The sequence below is a fragment of the Paenibacillus sp. OK060 genome (genome assembly GCF_900101205.1).
Lineage (GTDB): Bacteria > Bacillota > Bacilli > Paenibacillales > Paenibacillaceae > Paenibacillus > Paenibacillus marchantiae.
The window spans coordinates 1,201,587-1,219,687 of sequence record NZ_FNFR01000002.1 but is presented as its reverse complement, the minus strand read 5'-3'; the positions used below and the strand labels follow the sequence as shown (position 1 = coordinate 1,219,687).

The 18,101-nt window shown below is 44.6% G+C and carries 24 protein-coding genes and 1 tRNA gene; 17 read left to right on the top strand and 8 right to left on the bottom strand.

What is annotated here, in order from left to right:
- Positions 1 to 45 precede the first annotated feature (45 nt).
- On the top strand, positions 46 to 177 hold the full coding sequence (locus BLS14_RS32950; RefSeq protein ID WP_211754062.1) for a YjcZ family sporulation protein: 132 nt from the start codon (positions 46 to 48) through the stop codon (positions 175 to 177).
- A 174-nt stretch (positions 178 to 351) separates the two neighbouring features.
- On the opposite strand, the gene BLS14_RS32530 is transcribed toward BLS14_RS32950, so the two are convergent.
- The gene (locus BLS14_RS32530; protein WP_072735381.1) at positions 352 to 546 is read right to left on the bottom strand and encodes a hypothetical protein; all 195 of its coding nucleotides are present in this window, start codon (positions 544 to 546) and stop codon (positions 352 to 354) included.
- Between the two features lie 358 nt (positions 547 to 904).
- Between BLS14_RS32530 and BLS14_RS11845 the strand changes: the two genes are divergently transcribed.
- From BLS14_RS11845 to BLS14_RS11830, 4 genes are all read left to right on the top strand, one after another.
- Positions 905 to 1,642, top strand: a complete 738-nt coding sequence (locus BLS14_RS11845; RefSeq protein ID WP_090951684.1) for a glycerophosphodiester phosphodiesterase — start codon at positions 905 to 907, stop codon at positions 1,640 to 1,642.
- A gap of 233 nt (positions 1,643 to 1,875) precedes the next feature.
- Positions 1,876 to 2,931 carry a FecCD family ABC transporter permease gene (locus BLS14_RS11840; protein WP_063565538.1) on the top strand — a complete coding sequence of 352 codons (1,056 nt, stop codon included), beginning with the start codon at positions 1,876 to 1,878 and terminating at the stop codon, positions 2,929 to 2,931.
- Positions 2,932 to 2,933: 2 nt separating this feature from the next.
- Positions 2,934 to 3,965: a FecCD family ABC transporter permease gene (locus BLS14_RS11835; RefSeq protein ID WP_024631187.1), complete on the top strand. Its 1,032-nt coding sequence runs from the start codon at positions 2,934 to 2,936 to the stop codon at positions 3,963 to 3,965.
- A gap of 44 nt (positions 3,966 to 4,009) precedes the next feature.
- On the top strand, positions 4,010 to 5,725 hold the full coding sequence (locus BLS14_RS11830; protein ID WP_063565539.1) for an ABC transporter ATP-binding protein: 1,716 nt from the start codon (positions 4,010 to 4,012) through the stop codon (positions 5,723 to 5,725).
- 155 nt (positions 5,726 to 5,880) lie between these two features.
- Here the strand turns inward: BLS14_RS11830 and BLS14_RS11825 are convergent, their stop codons facing one another.
- Both BLS14_RS11825 and BLS14_RS11820 read right to left on the bottom strand, forming a co-directional pair.
- Positions 5,881 to 7,683 (bottom strand): AraC family transcriptional regulator, encoded by a 1,803-nt coding sequence (locus BLS14_RS11825; protein ID WP_072735379.1) that lies wholly within the window; start codon positions 7,681 to 7,683, stop codon positions 5,881 to 5,883.
- A gap of 216 nt (positions 7,684 to 7,899) precedes the next feature.
- Positions 7,900 to 8,895, bottom strand: a complete 996-nt coding sequence (locus BLS14_RS11820) for an ABC transporter substrate-binding protein (protein ID WP_090951679.1) — start codon at positions 8,893 to 8,895, stop codon at positions 7,900 to 7,902.
- Between the two features lie 166 nt (positions 8,896 to 9,061).
- Here BLS14_RS11820 and BLS14_RS11815 point away from each other — a divergent pair, with 166 nt between their 5' ends.
- From BLS14_RS11815 to BLS14_RS11790, 6 genes are all read left to right on the top strand, one after another.
- Positions 9,062 to 9,385, top strand: coding sequence for a hypothetical protein (locus BLS14_RS11815; protein WP_256336374.1), 324 nt, complete (start codon positions 9,062 to 9,064; stop codon positions 9,383 to 9,385).
- Positions 9,386 to 9,489: 104 nt separating this feature from the next.
- Positions 9,490 to 10,068, top strand: a complete 579-nt coding sequence (locus BLS14_RS11810) for a DUF3221 domain-containing protein (protein ID WP_090951676.1) — start codon at positions 9,490 to 9,492, stop codon at positions 10,066 to 10,068.
- Between the two features lie 35 nt (positions 10,069 to 10,103).
- Positions 10,104 to 10,496 carry a DUF5071 domain-containing protein gene (locus tag BLS14_RS11805; protein WP_079694232.1) on the top strand — a complete coding sequence of 131 codons (393 nt, stop codon included), beginning with the start codon at positions 10,104 to 10,106 and terminating at the stop codon, positions 10,494 to 10,496.
- A 286-nt stretch (positions 10,497 to 10,782) separates the two neighbouring features.
- Positions 10,783 to 10,962 carry a ribbon-helix-helix protein, CopG family gene (locus BLS14_RS11800; protein ID WP_063565545.1) on the top strand — a complete coding sequence of 60 codons (180 nt, stop codon included), beginning with the start codon at positions 10,783 to 10,785 and terminating at the stop codon, positions 10,960 to 10,962.
- Between the two features lie 144 nt (positions 10,963 to 11,106).
- Positions 11,107 to 11,376: a DUF6809 family protein gene (locus BLS14_RS11795; RefSeq protein ID WP_090951673.1), complete on the top strand. Its 270-nt coding sequence runs from the start codon at positions 11,107 to 11,109 to the stop codon at positions 11,374 to 11,376.
- Positions 11,377 to 11,457: 81 nt separating this feature from the next.
- A complete protein-coding gene (locus BLS14_RS11790; RefSeq protein WP_176854467.1) occupies positions 11,458 to 12,450 on the top strand; it encodes a VanZ family protein in 993 nt (330 codons plus the stop codon).
- Positions 12,451 to 12,561: 111 nt separating this feature from the next.
- Here the strand turns inward: BLS14_RS11790 and BLS14_RS11785 are convergent, their stop codons facing one another.
- Complete coding sequence (locus BLS14_RS11785) at positions 12,562 to 13,464, bottom strand: manganese catalase family protein (RefSeq protein ID WP_079694230.1); 903 nt, start codon at positions 13,462 to 13,464, stop codon at positions 12,562 to 12,564.
- 229 nt (positions 13,465 to 13,693) lie between these two features.
- Between BLS14_RS11785 and BLS14_RS11780 the strand changes: the two genes are divergently transcribed.
- The 4 genes from BLS14_RS11780 (at position 13,694) to BLS14_RS11765 (ending at position 15,022) form a co-directional block, all read left to right on the top strand.
- On the top strand, positions 13,694 to 13,990 hold the full coding sequence (locus BLS14_RS11780) for a hypothetical protein (protein WP_090951666.1): 297 nt from the start codon (positions 13,694 to 13,696) through the stop codon (positions 13,988 to 13,990).
- Between the two features lie 54 nt (positions 13,991 to 14,044).
- On the top strand, positions 14,045 to 14,365 hold the full coding sequence (locus BLS14_RS11775) for a DUF3889 domain-containing protein (protein WP_064636525.1): 321 nt from the start codon (positions 14,045 to 14,047) through the stop codon (positions 14,363 to 14,365).
- A 169-nt stretch (positions 14,366 to 14,534) separates the two neighbouring features.
- On the top strand, positions 14,535 to 14,747 hold the full coding sequence (locus BLS14_RS11770) for a hypothetical protein (RefSeq protein WP_064636528.1): 213 nt from the start codon (positions 14,535 to 14,537) through the stop codon (positions 14,745 to 14,747).
- Entirely contained in the window at positions 14,741 to 15,022 is a 282-nt protein-coding gene (locus BLS14_RS11765; RefSeq protein WP_063565552.1) for a hypothetical protein, read from the top strand. Before BLS14_RS11770 ends, BLS14_RS11765 begins: the two co-directional genes overlap by 7 nt.
- A 60-nt stretch (positions 15,023 to 15,082) precedes the next feature.
- On the opposite strand, the gene BLS14_RS11760 is transcribed toward BLS14_RS11765, so the two are convergent.
- The 3 genes from BLS14_RS11760 to BLS14_RS11750 all read right to left on the bottom strand — a co-directional run bounded on the left by BLS14_RS11760 (position 15,083) and on the right by BLS14_RS11750 (position 16,355).
- Positions 15,083 to 15,319 carry a DUF3892 domain-containing protein gene (locus tag BLS14_RS11760; RefSeq protein ID WP_063565553.1) on the bottom strand — a complete coding sequence of 79 codons (237 nt, stop codon included), beginning with the start codon at positions 15,317 to 15,319 and terminating at the stop codon, positions 15,083 to 15,085.
- Positions 15,320 to 15,429: 110 nt separating this feature from the next.
- Complete coding sequence (locus BLS14_RS11755) at positions 15,430 to 15,873, bottom strand: GNAT family N-acetyltransferase (RefSeq protein ID WP_063565750.1); 444 nt, start codon at positions 15,871 to 15,873, stop codon at positions 15,430 to 15,432.
- A 236-nt stretch (positions 15,874 to 16,109) separates the two neighbouring features.
- The gene (locus tag BLS14_RS11750) at positions 16,110 to 16,355 is read right to left on the bottom strand and encodes a hypothetical protein (protein ID WP_176854465.1); all 246 of its coding nucleotides are present in this window, start codon (positions 16,353 to 16,355) and stop codon (positions 16,110 to 16,112) included.
- Between the two features lie 153 nt (positions 16,356 to 16,508).
- On the opposite strand from BLS14_RS11750, the gene BLS14_RS11745 reads away from it, so the two are divergent.
- A tRNA-Val gene (locus BLS14_RS11745) sits at positions 16,509 to 16,581 on the top strand.
- A 650-nt stretch (positions 16,582 to 17,231) separates the two neighbouring features.
- The gene (locus tag BLS14_RS11740) at positions 17,232 to 17,612 is read left to right on the top strand and encodes a hypothetical protein (protein WP_063565555.1); all 381 of its coding nucleotides are present in this window, start codon (positions 17,232 to 17,234) and stop codon (positions 17,610 to 17,612) included.
- Positions 17,613 to 17,759: 147 nt separating this feature from the next.
- On the opposite strand, the gene BLS14_RS11735 is transcribed toward BLS14_RS11740, so the two are convergent.
- On the bottom strand, positions 17,760 to 18,095 hold the full coding sequence (locus tag BLS14_RS11735; RefSeq protein WP_176854462.1) for a winged helix-turn-helix transcriptional regulator: 336 nt from the start codon (positions 18,093 to 18,095) through the stop codon (positions 17,760 to 17,762).
- Positions 18,096 to 18,101: the final 6 nt, after the last annotated feature.

Here is an 18,101-nt window from a genome sequence, read left to right as displayed (position 1 = left end):
AACATAGTCTATAGTGTACTTTCTTAAAAGAGGGGAGTGTCACTCATGAGCGAAATCAAAGGCACAGGATACGGTTACGGATACGGCGGCTTTGGCGGTGGAGCATGGACATCAACAGGCGCGATTCTGGTGTTGTTCATCCTGCTCGTTATCATCTCTCGTACATTCGTTCTGTAATTCGAGCAGCCATTCCGGGACGGTGACATAATCGCCGGGGCAACGCCCGATGAAGAAATGGCCTTTCCAAAGAGACGCCGGTACGGTCGGCGTCTCAGGGGAACGGTTTTTTTCTGTCTGCAAAAAAAAGAACTCCGCCTCTATAGAAAAGAGAGACAGAGTGGGCAAGGGGAGTTAGACCGTTACCTCAGTATCACCCGGCAAACTGAGTGTTCTCCAGGCAATGTATAGTCCAATTGCGGCTGCAATAAGAGCAAGGATGGCAGCGATAAAAGCCAACTTATCCAGTTGACTCTGTTCATCCAGAACGGATGATTGATTACTTGTTTTGTCGGGAACAGACAGCCCTCGAACGGATGCCTTTTTCATGTATTGGCGTGGTCTGGGGGGCGTTCTAGTTTTACTGCTGGGTTTGCCGGATCTGCTTTTGGCAGAAATTCTGGGCAAGGGAGCTTTTTTGGAGGAAGATTTGGGAGATACAGATCTGTTCTTCGTTAGGGGTTTCAATGGGCGACCTCCTTACAGCGGAGTGCAGTTGTCTATGACTGATACTATATTATGTCTGGTTTACAGATTGAGTTCACAAAATGAGTGAATCCCCAGCCCTCCAAGATGTTGCCCTATACGCGGACGGAGCATACAATTAAACGCTCTGTTAATACAGGTATGACAAACTGCGTTTATAGTGAGAATCATAGAGTTAATGTTGAACTCAGGAGGCGCTGGAATGAAAAGAATTGAGAATATCGCCCATAGGGGAGCATCTGCCGTATGCCCCGAGAATACGATGGTGGCGTTTGAACGCAGCTTGCAGCTTGGAGCGACAGGCATTGAAACGGATGTCCAGCTTTCCAGTGATGGTAGCCTGGTATTGATACATGATGAGACGTTAAGCCGTACTGCTGGAGCAGAAGGCTGGGTCAAGGATAAATCAGTTGAAGAATTACGTACTCTTGACGCAGGTGCTTGGTTCCATGCCGATTTTGCTGGAGAACGTATTCCATCTTTGGATGAATTATTTGATTTGGTTCGGGGGAAAGACATTCTACTTAATCTGGAATTGAAAAATGGTGTTATTAGTTATAAGGGAATGGAAGAAAAGTTGATACAAGCGATTCGGAATTGGGGCATGGAACAACAGGTCATTCTATCGAGCTTCAATCATGCCTCGTTAGTGAGGTGCAAACGTCTTGCCCCGGAAATTCGCACAGCAATTTTATATATGGAAAAGCTGTACCGCCCATATGATTATGCTGCCAAACTGGAAGCTTCTGCTCTGCATCCCTACAAGGTTGCTGTAACACGTGAAGAAGTTGCTGCTGCGTTGGCTCAGGGAATTGCAACACACCCGTTCACGGTGAATGATCCTGCCGAAATGCAGGAATTGATCGATATGGGTGTGAAGGGACTTATTACAGATGTGCCGGATGTGCTGGCAGCATTGACTGCTGTGTATAGTCGTTAAATCATATGTAAAACCAAGGTGCTGCATTGGAGTTCTTATACTCCATGCAGCTTTTTTTAGTACAAAAATTCATTTATGCAATAAACTTGTCCCATTTGTCCATTGCCAGAGACAGCTAGTTGACATACAATGATCTATGGGAATGAGAATCAATATCAGTTATGTATTAATAGAGAGGTGAATGTTATGTACATAGGATCTGTCTACATCACTCATAACAAGGGTGGGGACATATGAGTTCGAAAGTTTCACCGGCAAGTCAACCTACGGAATCACCGACAGCCAAAATACACACTCGTCCCTGGGCTGCCACATTGATCCTGACAGGGGGGATTCTGCTGCTCGCGCTGGGTATGGCGTTGTCCATTTCATTTGGGGCCGCAGATATCAAGCTGGGCGTTGTATGGGAGGCAATCTTTAACTTTAATCCTGAACTGACTCCGCATCAGATTATATGGGAGATTCGGTTACCGCGTATTCTTGGCGGAGCAATGGTGGGTGCCTGCTTCGCAGTAGCCGGTGCCATTATGCAGGGGATGACCCGTAACCCGCTGGCAGATTCCGGTTTGCTCGGATTGAATGCTGGCGCAGGATTTGCGCTCGCTGTCTGCTTTGCCTTTTTCCCAGGCATGCCATATATGTATATCATTTTGTACTCCTTCGTTGGTGCAGGACTTGGGGTTCTGTTGGTCTATGGTTTCGGTGCAGCGTCCAAATCTGGACTTACACCTCTCCGGCTGGTTCTGGCGGGTGCGGCAGTGTCTGCGATGCTGTCAGCACTCAGTGAAGGGATTGCACTGTATTTCAAAATTGGACAAGACCTTGCTTTCTGGACAGCTGGCGGTGTCGCCGGGACGAAGTGGTCCCAGTTGGAAGTCATGTTCCCTTGGGTTTTAGCTGCGCTTATTGCAGGGATTATTATCTCCCGTTCCATTACGCTGCTTAGCTTGGGAGAAGATATCGCCGTTGGGTTGGGTCAACGTACTGGCCTGATCAAGCTGGTTGGTCTGATTGTTGTACTAATCCTCGCAGGTACGGCCGTATCCGTGGTGGGTGCTGTTGGTTTTGTAGGGCTCATCATTCCCCATCTCACACGTAAATTAGTTGGGGTCGATTATCGCTGGATTATTCCATGTTCTGCAGTGATGGGCAGTCTGCTGCTCGTATTCGCGGATCTGGCTGCACGTATGATTAACCCGCCATATGAGACGCCAATTGGCGCCTTGGTTGCCCTAATTGGGGTACCTTTCTTCCTCTATCTGGCGCGTAAAGAAAGGAGGACTCTGTAACGATGGAATCCTCAACTTTGGTTGGAGCAGAACGCAAAAAGAGAACAAAAAGCACCATTGTCATGATTGTGCTTGGTGCGTTGATTATTACAGCTTTTATTATCAGTATGAATACAGGGTTCACTCGGCTTTCTCCACTTGAGGTGATGCGGACCCTGTTTGGCGGTGGGACAGCTAAGCAGGAACTGATCTTGTTTGAATTCCGTTTGCCGCGTATCGTCATTTCGGTTCTGGTCGGTGCGGGACTTGCGCTATCCGGTTGTATTCTGCAGGGGGTATCCCGAAATCCTCTGGCTGATCCAGGGATTCTCGGTATCAACGCTGGTGCCGGATTGGTTGTTATGTTGTTTGTTTCCTTCTTCCCGACAACAACGGCGGCTCCGGTATTTTTGCTGCCAATCCTGGCCCTGATCGGTGCAACTTTTGCTGCATTTCTGATTTATGTGCTCTCTTACAAAAAGGGAGAAGGTCTCATGCCTACGCGCATGTTGCTTACAGGGATTGGTGTAGCGGCAGGAATCAGCTCAGCCATGATCGTACTAACACTTCGGCTTAGCCCGGAGAAGTATCAATTTGTGGCCACCTGGATGGCAGGTAGCATCTGGGGTTCCAACTGGAAATTCGTAACGGCGTTGCTGCCGTTTCTCATTGTCCTTGTGCCGCTTGTTCTGTATAAAGCCCGTGTGCTCAATGTACTGAACCTTGGCGACCAAACAGCAAGTGGTCTCGGCGCTCCGGTGGAACGCGAAAGACTGATCCTGCTGGCTGCAGCCGTGGGACTGGCCGGATCATGCGTATCCGTCAGTGGCGGCATTGGTTTTGTGGGTCTGATTGGTCCACATTTGGCACGTCGTCTCGTGGGACCAAAACATCAGTTCCTTTTGCCTGCATCCGCACTGGTAGGATCATTGCTTGTGCTTGTTGCAGATACGCTGGGACGCGTAATCTTGCAGCCTTCAGAGATTCCGGCAGGTATTCTGGTTGCCATCATTGGTGCCCCGTACTTCCTGTATCTCTTGAGCAAAACGAAATAGAAAGCAATCATGTTGTATGGTTGCTATAAGGAGGACTTCAGTCCATGCTTCGCCGTTTCTTTGCCTATTACAGGCCTTACAAAAAGCTGTTCATTCTGGACTTTAGCTGCGCGATTTTCGTAGCTCTGCTAGAACTGGCCTTCCCGCTGGCAGTCAATAGAGTCGTGGATGACCTTTTGCCAGGGGGACGCTGGGACTGGATATTATGGGCATGTCTTGCGCTGCTCGCGATTTATCTATTAAACTCGTTCCTCAACTTTGTTGTTACATATTGGGGACATAAGCTTGGTATTAATATCGAGACCGATATGCGTAAAGCTCTTTTCAATCATGTACAGAAGTTATCATTCCGTTTCTTTGACAATACCAAAACCGGACACCTGGTCTCTCGTATGACCAATGACCTGATGGATATCGGCGAAATTGCCCATCATGGTCCGGAGGATGTATTTATCGCAGTAATGACGTTGATCGGTGCATTCAGCATCATGATGAGCATTAACGGAAATCTGGCCGTGTTAACATTTATTATCGTGCCGCTCATTATTTATCTTTCCTTGTATTTTGGCAGCAAGATGTCCAAGGCATTTAGCCGAATGTTCGGGGATATAGCGGATTTCAACGCACGTGTAGAAAACAATGTAAGTGGTATTCGCGTGGTTCAGGCTTTTGCTAATGAAGAGCATGAAAAAGCACAATTCGCTGTAAACAACAGCCGTTTCCGTCAAACCAAACTGATCGCGTACAGAATCATGGCCTGGAACTCTTCCATCAGTTACATGCTGATGAAGCTGGTATCCCTCTTTGTACTGGTATGCGGCACATGGTTTGTCATTCAAGGCAGTATGAGCTATGGTCAATTTATTGCATTTATTATGCTGTCCAATGTGTTTCTTACACCCATTCAGAAGATCAACTCCGTTATTGAGACGTATCCAAAAGGGATTGCGGGTTTCAAACGTTATACGGAATTGCTCGATATGGAGCCGGACGTTGAAGATCGACCGGGTGCCACTACGGTATCTCATCTGCGTGGAGATATCCGATATGAGCAGGTGACCTTTGGCTATTCGGATCAGGAGCCTGTTCTGAAAGGGATTGATCTGAATATTCACGCTGGTGAAACAGTGGCCCTTGTTGGACCATCGGGTGCAGGGAAAACAACGCTGTGCAGTCTGCTGCCTCGTTTCTATGATGTGCTAGAAGGTCGCATCACGATCGATGGTCAGGAGATTCAAGACATGACGCTGGATTCATTGCGCAGTCAGATCGGAATTGTTCAGCAGGACGTGTTCCTGTTCGATGGAACCGTTCGTGAGAATATTGCGTATGGCAAGCTGGATGCAACAGAAGAAGAAATCTGGATGGCAGCTCGTCGTGCACAGATGGAAACACTGATCACATCCATGCCGGAAGGAATGGACACGTTAATTGGTGAACGCGGTGTGAAACTGTCCGGCGGACAGAAACAGCGTTTGTCCATTGCACGTATGTTCCTGAAGAATCCTCCGATTCTAATTTTGGACGAAGCTACATCTGCATTGGATACTGAGACAGAAGCAGCAATCCAGCAATCCCTTGCGGAATTGTCCGAAGGACGGACTACCCTGGTTATTGCCCACAGATTGGCTACGATCAAAAATGCGGATCGCATTATTGTTGTTGCCGAGCAAGGGATTACTGAGCAGGGCAGACACGAAGAATTGCTTGAAGCAGGTGGAGTATACAGTCGTCTGCATTATGCACAGTTCGGTGCCTGAACGTAACAGAGAGTTTGTGAACGTAATATAAGAAAGCTGCATAAGGAGTAAAAAATAACGCCTTCGTCTACTCATGATCCTGAGTAAGCAAAGGCGTCTTTTCTACTTTTTAATATAACGTTGTGCCAGCTGGCAAGAGAACTGAATCATGCAAACTAAGTCAGCGGATGGTTTAAAATACGTGGCATGACTTTGAGCAAACGATCTCTTGTGATCGGGTCATCGAAGTTCCATTTGGCGTTTGTAGTATACGTGTGTGCACGAACAGAGGCGGGTAGCTCGGCCCAGCTGGTCTGATTGAGAAGTTGTCGCAGATGGGCGTCATGACGACGGTTGCTGGAGGTTAATACGAACAGGCGGTCACCTGCATAGTCGGCCACTTCATGCTTCTGAATTTTGAGAAAACGAACATCGTTCTTCATCAGGGAAGCCACGGTATCGGGAGGGCTGAACCCAAGGGGATGATAGAGTGTCAGTGGGAACCCCTGAACCCCCATCACATACCACTCTCCATCCAGCTCAAGCAGCACGCTTGCTGTTTCTCCCGTGCCTGTACTTCCGCCAAGGCGTCTCCACATATGTTCGTGTTTTTCTTCATAGTGGGCAATCCACTGTTCCGCTTTCTGCTCTTCACCCACATGTTTGGCAATACAGCGCAGTTGCTCGGCGGTATTGCTTGCCGGATTGATGGTCAATGTGGGCGCCACCTGCTCAAGCAATTCTCTCATCACGTCCGAACGGTGCTCATAGACAATAAGGTCAGGTTCCAGACCAGCGATAGCGGAAGCATTGTTGATTACACCCACATCTTCAATGTGCTGCAGTTGGTTCCGGTACACGACTTGATGACGGATAATGGTGAGTTCTGCGCCAACGGGCCGAATTCCCAGTGTCAGCATGTGTCCGACCATACTGCCCATCGTGACAATTTTGGGAGAGTGTGTTGTCGGTTTAGACTGCACAGGGTTAACAGCAACGGGCAGAATTGATGGAAAGGATGAAACAAGTGCATTAGTTGCATTAGGTGCATTCTCTGAGTCGGATGGTGCCAGTGAGGGGGAAGCGGACGATATGTTTTCCGAGTCAGAGTCAGGTGAAGTTCGGGATACGTTCCAAGTGGATAAGAAATTCCTGTCGCTTCGATGCTGACGAACATATTGTTTGGGTGAAAACCCCGTCATCTGGCTGAATCGCCGATTGAAATAGTACTCATCGCTGAACCCTACGCTGCGAGCGATCTCACGTAAAGGATCATCTGTGCGCATCAGCAGAGTCTTGGCCTGTTCGATTCGTAAGCGGGTAATATAGTCCAGCGGCTTATACCCCGTTATGCTCTGGAATCGTGAACTATATTGTGAGCGTCCCATACTGGCCTGAGTTGCAAGCTGTTCAACTGTAATTGATTCTGTGTAATGCCGCCCAATGTATTGAATGGTGGCGCGCACCGATTCGTCTGGATGAGTACTTTTGCGAACAGTTTGAGCATTTTCCAGCAGAAGCACGATCATTTCCTGTAAAATAATCTGTTGTCTGAACTGTTGCATCTCATCTGATGCGTTTTCCCCAAATCCAACATGTTGTTCAAGCAAATGAACATATTGAGAGAACGGACGAATAGGTATAGGCTGTCCGTAAGGAAAAAGACGGTCCAAGGCAGATGCCGGTTCCTTGCTACCTCTGGCAAACACGTCAAAAGAGATATAGATTCCGTCTAACTGTCCATCACCGGTTAATTGAATCTGACTCTGGGGATGCAGGAGCATGGTGGTTCCTTTTTTGACGGGTACAGGGATGTCCTGTACATATAAAGTTCCTTTTCCCGAAGTAAACGAGAGCAGGGAATGCTTTTCAAGAACGGAGGAGATGCTCGGTGTCAGCAGTTTGCTGAGCAAATGGGATCGCGAGTTGGCGTAGGATAGGGACAGAAGATCCGGAGTATTCTGGGTAGGTCGTCTCAACACGGAATCCTCTTTTCATAGCATATTTATTGAGAATAGTTATCAATTATAGTTGATTGTATATAAAGGAGCACTTTTTTTCAATGGCGAATAACCGGAGGCTCCTGTGTGTCAGGAACTGCACCGGTCATGAGTGGAGGGCAGTAGCCCTACAGATAATGCTTCTCTAGCAAAATGGTTTATCCTGAAGATCCTAACGCTTCGTAAATTGATGTGTTATTTTCCTAGTATGGAAGGCAGTTCGTCCATCAGTCGTTCTTTGGTAATCGGATCATCAAAGTTCCACTTGGTATTAAGATAGTAGACTTTATTGTTTTTAACAGCCGGGATGGACTTCCAGATGTCGGTCGTCATGATGGAGTCACTGTTATTTCGCTCTTCCTCTGATAGATCCGTGAGGACAAACAAGTATTCACCTGCATATTCCGGCAGCAGCTCGCTGGAGATGTTGGCAAAACGTTCATTTTTATCAATCAAGGATTCTTTAACTTTGGGAGCAGGGGTGAATTGCAATGTATCATACACAGTTTCGGCAAGTGCGCTGTTGCCCATCACGTACATATCTTTGCCAAGCTGGAGAAAGACGGATGCGGTTACACCTGTGGGCAAATCAAGCTGATTTCGTACTTGCTCGGATTGCTCTGCATAGGTTTTAATCCATTCCTCGGCTGCTTGCTCTTTCCCTAGAATGTCACCGAAGACTTTCACACGTTCATTGGTTGATAGACGGTCATAGGTTACTGTCGGAGCAATCTTCGATAACAAAGTATATTGGTTCTCTTCATAATAACTGCCGCCAGCATCCAGCAGGATCAGATCAGGACTTAATGAAGTGATTTTCTCCAGATCGCCTTGCAAGTCGCCTACATCTTCAATCCCATCCAGCAATTCGGGATAAGCGATCTGATCACCAATGATGCCTAGGGCTGCACCTACTGGTTTAACATCCAGGGCAAGCAAATCTCCCAGATCACTGCCTGTGAAAATAATACGTTTCGCGTTGACCGGAATCTCTACCGTGTGGCCCAGGGAGTCGGTGTAACTCTTGGTTTCACTTTGTTCGGACTGCGCTCGAGTTGAGGTGGTCGATTCACCTGATTCTGCTTCAGCGGTCGTAGTGGATGGTTCTGCTTTGCTGCCACAGGCAGATAGCAGTGCACCAATCAGGGTAATCATGAGTATAAGGGTACCGAGCTTGCGTGTTGCGTTCATCGTTATGGTTCCTCCCGCATAGGTTACTTATTGGATAATGATAATCATTATCAATTTAGTTCGAATGTGATCAGTTTATCGAAAGCGGGTTGCCAGCACAATGGACAAACAGGCGGAAATCCTTTGTACAAAAATAAAACAATTCTAAGTGGAGGAGGCGAACGTTATGAACATTATGCTGGAAATTCTCATGACTTGGCTGATATTGATTTTGATTCTGGCCATCTTGGTGCAAGGTATTAGAAAGAATTCGAAGGAAGGAGCCAAGTCCGTCTTCAGACGTTGGGGAGGATTATTGATCGGATTATTTGTTGTGGGGACTGTACCTTTGGGCTTTGCGATGTATACAGAGTGGGGTGTAGAGCGGCTGGATGCCAACATTGGATTGGGACTGGCTTTGTTTTTTACCTGGGCATACTGTGCCCTCTTGTTATGCGTGGCATTAGTGATCTGGGGGAGGTACTGGTACAAGCAATACGGGAAGAAGTGATTTTGTTGCCCGCATGATTATGATAAACGTATGTTTGCATGCAACAATCAGCATATATTGAACGTTGAAGGTAGAAATAGGTGTTAATAAAGGGGGATTTACATATGTCCCATCTTCATCGAGTTCTGATATCGCTTTCGATCCTGATCGTATGCCTTCCCGGATGTTCAGGACATATCGATTGTAATTCTGTGCAAACTCAAGCGAATCCCCCAAGTGATAATGGATTCACTGGTTATGTGGTTGACCGCGAAGGCAATTCCATTCTAGTGGTTGATCCTGCATATGAAGACTTCGGAGCGAACGAAGGAGAAAGTCGGTATTATCCGGCAAAATGGTTCTCCAATGCGCCTGATCCTCAGATCGGCTCCTATGTTGAGATCTGGACGGATGGCAGCCCGGAAAATCAGCCCTATCCCGGTCAGGCCAGAGCGGAAACGATTGCTGTATCCTGTCCGGCCAATCCAGATGGAGCTCATATGAGTGAGGAGGAAGCCATCCGGGCTGGATTGTACTCATCAGACGGAGAGCAAGTACGTATTCCTGTAATTGAGAATGTTGATTTCGATAAGGATATAGGAATATGGACCATTCGTATGCGAGATGCAATATCAACGACGGATATTCAGGATCCAATAGAAGTAAAAGTAGAAGACATTGAGCCAGTAGGGGAGCAGGAGTAAGGATGTAGGATTTCAATGTTGGATGAAAAGAGGAGATAGGTCTGAATGTTAGAGAATGGCTTCCCCGCGACAAGTCTGATTTTGAAGCGGTGCGTAAGTTAAGTGAATTAGGTAATGAAGAGTTGCGAGATATCATTCCTGAGCTTACGGAGTGGTTGCAGGATGGGAATTGGCCCATTTTCAGATCCGTAGAAGATTTACTTTTAAGATTTGGAGAAGAACTTATTCCTCATATTCAAAATGTATTTAAAATAAGAGACTCTACATGGGAATATTTTATGCTGACGGGACTAATTAGTAGATTGCCTTCTAAATATTTGATTATGTTAAAGGGCGATTTAGAAAGAATATTAGAAAATCCTACGGAGGATGAGATGCTTGAGAAATTGGATGAGGTTATAATACCATTGCTGAATAAAATACAATAACAAGCAGTTCAGTGATTCAGGAAAGTTCATATTGAGGAGCAGCCCTTAACAACCTTGAACGGCTTAATGCCTTTCAGGGTTGTTTTTTTGTCAAAAACAGATCCGTACTTTAAAGTACAAGTCATAGCTACATATAACATGAGTGATATTTTTTCTGAGTTGAACTGACGATCTACATGTATTTAATTTGGAAGCCACAAAATAAAGAACGTATGTTTTACAAATGAGTTGACTTTTTGTCCTGACAATAATACATTAATGTCAGGACAAAAAAAGAGGTGAAGCGATGTCCTCCAAAAAGATGGGGCGTCCTAAATCTGACAAACCCAAAAGCAAGACGATCGAGATACGTGTCGATGATGAAATTATGAATAAGCTCGATGCTTCGGCTGAGAAGCTGAATACGAACCGATCAGACATCGTTCGCAAAGGGATTGAGAAGATTTACGACGAACTCCAAAAATAAAAAAAAGAAAGCAGCGTTCGTCCCACGAAGAACAGCGCTGCTTCCTATCCCGCAATCACTATCAATGAGCTGACTGCATAAATATCCTACCATGTGCAGAACGCTCATTCAAGTCGATGCGAATCCATTTCTGGGAGGATGCACATGAATTCAATTCTGGAAGCACTTTATAGCGGGCGACTTCGCCCGGATGAGACGATGATGCCGACACATCCTGAATACCAATTATTAGGGCGGCAAATTGCGTCTCTGACGGAACAATGGAAGAATCGATTGAGCGAGGGAGAATTCCGTGAGCTAGAACAGTTGTTTGACTTGTGTGGTCAATGTGATGGTATGCATAGCGAAGCTGCATTTGTTCAGGGATTTCGACTGGGGGCCAACATGCTGATCGAAGTGATGAGTCATGAGTAAACGTGAGTCCTGCAAATTGTAGTGTAGGAATGATTTGATGATGTAGAAGTTTATTGAAAAAAAGAAGGTGTGATTTTGATTTTGTATCAAGGAAAGTCAAGAAAATTCATCATTGTATTGTTATCGTTGTATACTTGTTTAACATTGTATTTCTTATTCCTGGGCTTTGATAGAAGCTCGGCCAGTCCTGATCAGGGCTGGCGATACAGCTTCACCCCTGAAGGAATTCCTTTACATTTTCCAATGGGGAGAGATTTTAAGATATGGTTTTTTGAAATGGGGAACTTTGTAGCATTCATCCCCTTCGGGATGGTCATTCCGCTCCTCTTTCGCTGTGGGTTTATTCGCTTTATCAGCATATTCATTCTCTGCATTACGATGTTAGAGACATTGCAAATGATTTCCCGTTTAGGTGCGTTTGATATAGACGATATCCTGATTAATACTTTAGGGGCTGCCGTTGGATATGGAGCACAGCGGATAGTAAAGCATCATCGGAATACATTAAAAGGACTTATTCGAATCTTCCTGACAGCGATTATTTTTTCAATAGGTACGATCACTGTTGTTGGCGGCCTCAATCATTATTTAGATAACGTTGACGGAAAAAGTGTTGCACTGAATGAACTTGTTTCGAGTGACGGGGCTGTAGTATGGGATGAAGAACTCTCCAGTTTTACAGTAGGCCAGACAAATGTTGAGCCTCAAATCAATCTGTACAGTAGAGAAAAACAAAATACGAATGAGTTTTCATATCTCTTAAATGGAAAATACAAAAATATGAAAGGTTATTTCGCTATCCCGGACGATGTTGTCCGCACAGCAAGCAATGAGACTATTACAATAAACTTTATTGCCGATGGCACAGAAATCTATTCTTCGGTTGTATCGGCGAACAGCGGGGAGAACCATCCTGACTCTTTTCAAACTCCGTTAAAGGGAGTTAAAGAACTGACCATAAAAGTAATAACCGATGGTTCAAATCTGATGACCAATATAGTGATGTGGGACATTACACTGACAGAGCCAAACACAGGGCAAAAGTTCATCAACAGCATTAAATCCATGTTTTAACACATCAAAAAAAGCCCTCGATCCTGCCACTGAAGCAGCAAGATCTGAGGGCTTAATCCATTTTCATGCCATTTCAACAATAACTAATACATCCACTACAACAAAGCTTTCTTAATCCGCAATATTTCCCGCCATCTTCAGACGACGTGCAATTTCCTGGAACTCTTCCTGCGAAATGCCTGGGGCGAATTCTTCTTCCACCGCAGGAGCTTCAGGAATCGGGTACCCTTCAGGTACGCCTTGAATGACTTCCAGCGGTTGTCCATCTTCGGGGTGTGTTCCTTTCCAGATCTGACTGATTGCAGTAAAGTCTTTATCACTATAGGTATACAGCTTGGTGTGTAGACCTTTTTCTTCGTATTTCCACGCCTCGTTAAAGGATTTGTTGCTCAGGGAGGGAATCGGCACCAATTTGGTTACATTCACTCCGGTTGCGATTTCAAGCGCTTTAGCATAAGCGACTACATGCACACCGCCGCGTACCAGCAAATAGCCAACAACTGCCCGGGCTGCAGGGTGATCGGTCATTTCATAAACTTTCATTTTATGTGTACGTGCTCCGCATTCAAGAAAAAAGTTATGCAGCAGATCTTCGACCAGATTTCCACTGTTAAAAACATGGGCGCCTGTCCATGGATTGCCCATGGAGTCGAAAGGCATTGCTCCCTGTGCGCCAGCCAGGAAATGATAGGACAGACGCGCATCCTTCACGGAACCAAGTGGTGTATCGTCAGGCTCTTTGTACTCAGTGGAACCTCTGAGGCATTTGTTAATGCCATGGGACACAAGCTCTACGTGACCCAATTCTTCGGCGGTGATACTCATCACCAGATCGTAGAAGGGTTTCAATTTTTCTTTAGAGCGAAAATTAAAGGATTGATAGAGGTAATTGTTCAACGTTGACATCTCTCCGAATTTACCACCCAGCAATTCTTGTATCGCTGCCGCTGCATTCGGGTCCGGTCTCTCGACATTTGGGATTTCAATTGCGATTTCATCCATACGTTTGAACATTCGGTGTAACCTCCTCGAAATGATTGTTCAGAATAATGAATTGATGCTGTCATGGCCTATTACACGTTTATCGAATACGCTAAACCCATAATTTTGCAATTGAGGCTTAAGGCGTATGTAGTTAAGTCTACATTTGTTATTTCCAATCCCGTGTTATTTATGTACAATCAGGACAAATGAAGTTAAGTATGGTTGTCATTATTTGATTTAAATGAAGGAGAAACTGAGAGTGCGCAAAAGTTGGATTATGGTAGGATGGGGTGTCCTGCTGCTTGTCGTTTTTGGATGTAGCGATGTTACGGCAGCATACGCAGATTATCCAAGTGAGCTGGATCAACAAACACGAGATGCGCTTATAGAAAAGTACGGTTTGGAAAAGCCGGAAGATCCACAACCGCGTAATCTTTTATTGGAGGGTGACTGGGGGATAAGCTTCAAATCACCAATCGAACGGTATAAGATCGCGATCAGTACGATTCAATCGCTCCAGCAACCGATTACGTTTATCCTTCGTCTACTCGTGTAAAATAAACTTCTACAGGGCAGGCTAACGTAAACATTGTCCCGAGGAGTGAATGATATGAGAATGCTCATCGTAGCCCTGATGACGGTGATACTAAGTTTAAGTGGACTAGCAACAAGTTCAGCAACTGCAATTCCGGATTATGCGAAGTGGGGAATCATTGCAGTGAAAGAAACACAAACCAAGTACAACGTGGATATTTTGGATTACAAACACATCGGCCGTACCTCACTAACAGCAGACCAATCCCGTGAACAGTTCAAGTTATGGGTACGTAACAAAGACGGTAAACAATTTGCTGTATTTGTAAATGTTGATTTTAACCCGTCGACCCAGCAGCTGAAAAAAGTACAATTCACGGAATCGGATCGACGTTGAACTGAACATGCACTGCATAGCAAGGCAGGATAGGAACCAGACTTCCCTATGAGAGGGAGTGAGTCTGGTTTTTTTATTTCAAAAAAATCCTTTTTTTAGTTGTTGAATAAAGAACTTATGTTCGCATATAATAATAAAACAAACACATGTTCTTATTGGAGGGATGATTATGCTAGGGAAATATATTGGTCAGATGGTGGAGCTCGTCTACATGGATCGTGCAGGGCATATTACACAGCGGCAGATTCGAATCAACAGTGTACGGGAAGGTAAGATTAGAGCATCCGCAGGGAAAGAGGGGGCACCCCGAACATTTCTTGAACAAGGTATTCTGGCATGGCGTCCCGTACTCCATAAGGAAGGGAAGGAAGAAATATGCTGAATGATTTTGAACGCAAAATTTTGCGTATTATTGTTAATTATGCGGGGCAGCGTCGCCGAGTACCACGAATGGATGAGCTGGAGAATAAGACGGGCAGAACCAAGGCGTTCATTCATGAGTCACTGCTGGAGCTTGAGCGCAGGCAGCATATTGTGTGGGAGAACAAGTCTACGCTGGAAGGCATACTAATTCTGCAAGCATGGGAGCAGGAATCACAGCCCATTCGCAAAAGCCAGCCTGCTGGCGATGCCGTGAAATATTTTACCGAATATTAAAACGTAAAAAACGCCAACCCGGAATGCCGGATTGGCGCCATGTTAATCAGCATACATCTATTAGAAGATAGGAAGTTGATCAAGGTTATTGGTTGGGTCGCCGTCTGCGTCACCGCGAATGTACATTTCGCCGTCTTTGCCTTTAAAGACGTTCACACCTGCAATTGATCCTGCTTTTACTTCTGCCAGTGCTTGTTGGTAATCCAGCACACGTCCGGATGAAGTTTGAAACGCTGTCAGATCGCCGTCACCATTTTTTTGTACTGCTGTGAAGCTTTCGCGTGTCGTTTGATCCATGATGTCACACTCTCCTTATCTGACCAAATAGGAATCTGGTTACCTCTTTAGCCTGTCCGGATCAAAAAAAAGTATGCACTACATAGCTTCATATCGCACGCAGAGGTTATTTACAGGCTCTTTTGCATACGAACGTGCAGAATGTCTGCATCATAAAAAGGCTCTTCCGAGATCACTTCATATCCGAGCTTCTCATAGAACTTCTGCGCCTGGCATTGTGCGTCCAAAACAGAGTAGGCCAATCCCAATTCGCGTGCTCGTTCTTCCATGGCTAACAGAAGCACACGTCCGTAACCGAACGAACGATGAGATTTGAGTACAGCGATACGCTGCATTTTGGCGGTATCCTTGGTGTAATAGATCAGACGCCCTGTGGCTACAGCCTGTCCATCTTTACTCAACAATACGTGATGCACATCAGGACTGATGATATCATATTGATCGATCTCAATGTCAGCAGGCACCTGCTGCTCGATTACAAAAACATGATTGCGAATATCCAATGCTTCCTGGAGTTGTTCTTCAGTCGTTACATAACTAATCTCAGCTGCCAATTCCATACCTTCTTTCTGCTCTACGCTATCAGACTGAATTATACAAAAAAATGCTTTTCCTGTATAGTTAAGACTGGAACATACTGGGAGAGGAGGGGCGCACCATGGGTATGGCAGGAGTGATGGCAATCACCCTTTTGATGGCGGCAGGAATGATTGCTTTGTTGTATTATGTGACTAAGAAGGCGTACTCCAAAAAGTGGGACGAAGACGAGTGAAATGCAATTTGATGTTCCTCAGGGTAAGACTTCAACATTGCCTTGTGGGGAGTAAACGTCATGCACAACAGACTTGGAATACACATCCAGCCAAACGGGCAGATCATCATTCACCTCATGGGACTCTTTTAACTGTTGGAATTGTACTGTATGTTCATCTCGTTCCAAACTACAACCGACAGAAACGTATATTAATGCAACAAGCGCAATCAAACAGGCTAAGTTTTTGGCTATGATAAATAAACGCAGCTTACGTTCTTTCATGTTCCTCATATGGAAGTCACCTCGTCATCAAAATGGTAATCATTCCTTTATTGTGCACCAATTCGAATAAAATATTACCAATATAACGATTGACAATGAACACGGTTACTTGGTATGATACTGTTACTCGATTGGAAAACAATCAGATATCATGATCTGTTAGCTCAGCTGGGAGAGCACTATCTTGACAGGGTAGGGGTCAGTGGTTCGAGCCCACTACAGATCATACGCGAGAAGCCTTGCAGAGCAAGGCTTCTTTTCCTTATAGAAGAAACTACACTATAATTTTGTGTTCATTAAAGAGAAATGGTTAATTTTTGGTCAAGATCATGTTATTTTGCTAAGTATCTCGTTAATTAAATTGCTTTCTACAAGTTCTGTTATTGATTATCGTTAAAAAAATGCCAACGTCACATTAACTGTGAGTTGGTATTTTTTACGTTAACCGAAAAGAACAGTGTTTAACTTTTCAGCTGTTTCTTTTGCATGCGTATGTCGCATTCCGTGAAATTTAATTATTGGAATGTTCCAACAGCAACCAAAAGTTTTAATCACTTGGCAGAAATAATTATAAATCGACTATTTGCCGTCAAAAGCCTCCATAATGAGAAAATAACTGCTTATGATGCAGCGATCCAGCACCGGCAGAATTAAAATGAACAATTGCAGAACTACCGGCGTTCTGATTATATATAAAAAGTTTTCTCACTGTGTAACATTCTCTGATTGTAAGTGTTCATTTATATATAGGGAAATTAAAATTACAAACAAAGTTTTGAGTACTTTCACAAGTAAAGATCAGGGTGCATTTTCAAGCAGACCAAAAATAACTTGAATAAAACAGCACTAATCATTCAACTATAGGAGGATATTCTTATGAGAACAAAATCACTAAAATTCATTACAGTTGGTGTGATTTTTGCTTTAGGGATTGGAATAGGTGTCTATGGATGGGGAGCTGCATCTGCTAATACTAGTCCCTCTGAAGATCAAATGGAAGTAAAAATCAATGATAAAGGTGAAACATATGGTTCATTTGTTTATCATGATGGAAAAGAAATAGATTTAGTTAAGGCTATAGGTGTAAACGGAACGGAAGGTTACATCAAGACTTCAGATATGAATCAAGATTTGCCACAAACTCCCGAAGAAGCAATTCAGAGTATGAATGAACCAAAAGTCGATAAGTATATAAACTTATACGATAGCAACGAGAATATTATCGGGAAATTTCTACTTGAGAGTTCAGAAGATTAAAACTAAACTACACTACACTACTCCCCCAAAAGATGCTCTCCATAATGATTGCGAGCACTTTAAAATCCCAACAAGTAAATTCAGTTCACGTACTGCTCCACTTGTAGTATTCTACTGAAAATATACATATAGCTTGCAGCAGTTTGACTAATTCTTCTGCAAATCAGCAAGATTCTGTCTACCCCAATCGCAGAGACTCTCCAGCACAGGCATCAGCGTTAATCCTTCACGAGACAAAGAGTATTCTACTTTTGGCGGTAATTGTGGGTACTCTGTACGGATAATTAATTGGTCGGCTTCTAGTTCCTTCAGTTGAGAGCTTAGCATTTTATGCGTAATTCCATCCAAAGCTCTTTTCAGTTCTCCATATCGCAATGTTTCTTTTTTCCATAACCAAAATAAGATATGCATTTTCCATTTTCCACCGATCAACGACATGGCATGTGAAAATGGTTTAACGTTTACTTCCTCAGCAATTTCCATATTCCA

Coding starts and splice junctions, on each gene's coding strand:
- BLS14_RS32530 (WP_072735381.1), bottom strand. CDS start 546: ATGAAAAAGGCATCCGTTCGAGGGCTGTCTGTTCCCGACAAAACAAGT.
- BLS14_RS11820 (WP_090951679.1), bottom strand. CDS start 8,895: ATGAACGCAACACGCAAGCTCGGTACCCTTATACTCATGATTACCCTG.
- BLS14_RS11735 (WP_176854462.1), bottom strand. CDS start 18,095: ATGGAAATTGCTGAGGAAGTAAACGTTAAACCATTTTCACATGCCATG.
- BLS14_RS11830 (WP_063565539.1), top strand. CDS start 4,010: ATGCTTCGCCGTTTCTTTGCCTATTACAGGCCTTACAAAAAGCTGTTC.
- BLS14_RS11800 (WP_063565545.1), top strand. CDS start 10,783: ATGTCCTCCAAAAAGATGGGGCGTCCTAAATCTGACAAACCCAAAAGC.
- BLS14_RS11760 (WP_063565553.1), bottom strand. CDS start 15,319: ATGGATCAAACGACACGCGAAAGCTTCACAGCAGTACAAAAAAATGGT.
- BLS14_RS11840 (WP_063565538.1), top strand. CDS start 1,876: ATGAGTTCGAAAGTTTCACCGGCAAGTCAACCTACGGAATCACCGACA.
- BLS14_RS11775 (WP_064636525.1), top strand. CDS start 14,045: ATGAGAATGCTCATCGTAGCCCTGATGACGGTGATACTAAGTTTAAGT.
- BLS14_RS11765 (WP_063565552.1), top strand. CDS start 14,741: ATGCTGAATGATTTTGAACGCAAAATTTTGCGTATTATTGTTAATTAT.
- BLS14_RS11835 (WP_024631187.1), top strand. CDS start 2,934: ATGGAATCCTCAACTTTGGTTGGAGCAGAACGCAAAAAGAGAACAAAA.
- BLS14_RS11815 (WP_256336374.1), top strand. CDS start 9,062: ATGAACATTATGCTGGAAATTCTCATGACTTGGCTGATATTGATTTTG.
- BLS14_RS11785 (WP_079694230.1), bottom strand. CDS start 13,464: ATGTTCAAACGTATGGATGAAATCGCAATTGAAATCCCAAATGTCGAG.
- BLS14_RS11810 (WP_090951676.1), top strand. CDS start 9,490: ATGTCCCATCTTCATCGAGTTCTGATATCGCTTTCGATCCTGATCGTA.
- BLS14_RS11845 (WP_090951684.1), top strand. CDS start 905: ATGAAAAGAATTGAGAATATCGCCCATAGGGGAGCATCTGCCGTATGC.
- BLS14_RS11795 (WP_090951673.1), top strand. CDS start 11,107: ATGAATTCAATTCTGGAAGCACTTTATAGCGGGCGACTTCGCCCGGAT.
- BLS14_RS11740 (WP_063565555.1), top strand. CDS start 17,232: ATGAGAACAAAATCACTAAAATTCATTACAGTTGGTGTGATTTTTGCT.
- BLS14_RS11750 (WP_176854465.1), bottom strand. CDS start 16,355: ATGAAAGAACGTAAGCTGCGTTTATTTATCATAGCCAAAAACTTAGCC.
- BLS14_RS11770 (WP_064636528.1), top strand. CDS start 14,535: ATGCTAGGGAAATATATTGGTCAGATGGTGGAGCTCGTCTACATGGAT.
- BLS14_RS32950 (WP_211754062.1), top strand. CDS start 46: ATGAGCGAAATCAAAGGCACAGGATACGGTTACGGATACGGCGGCTTT.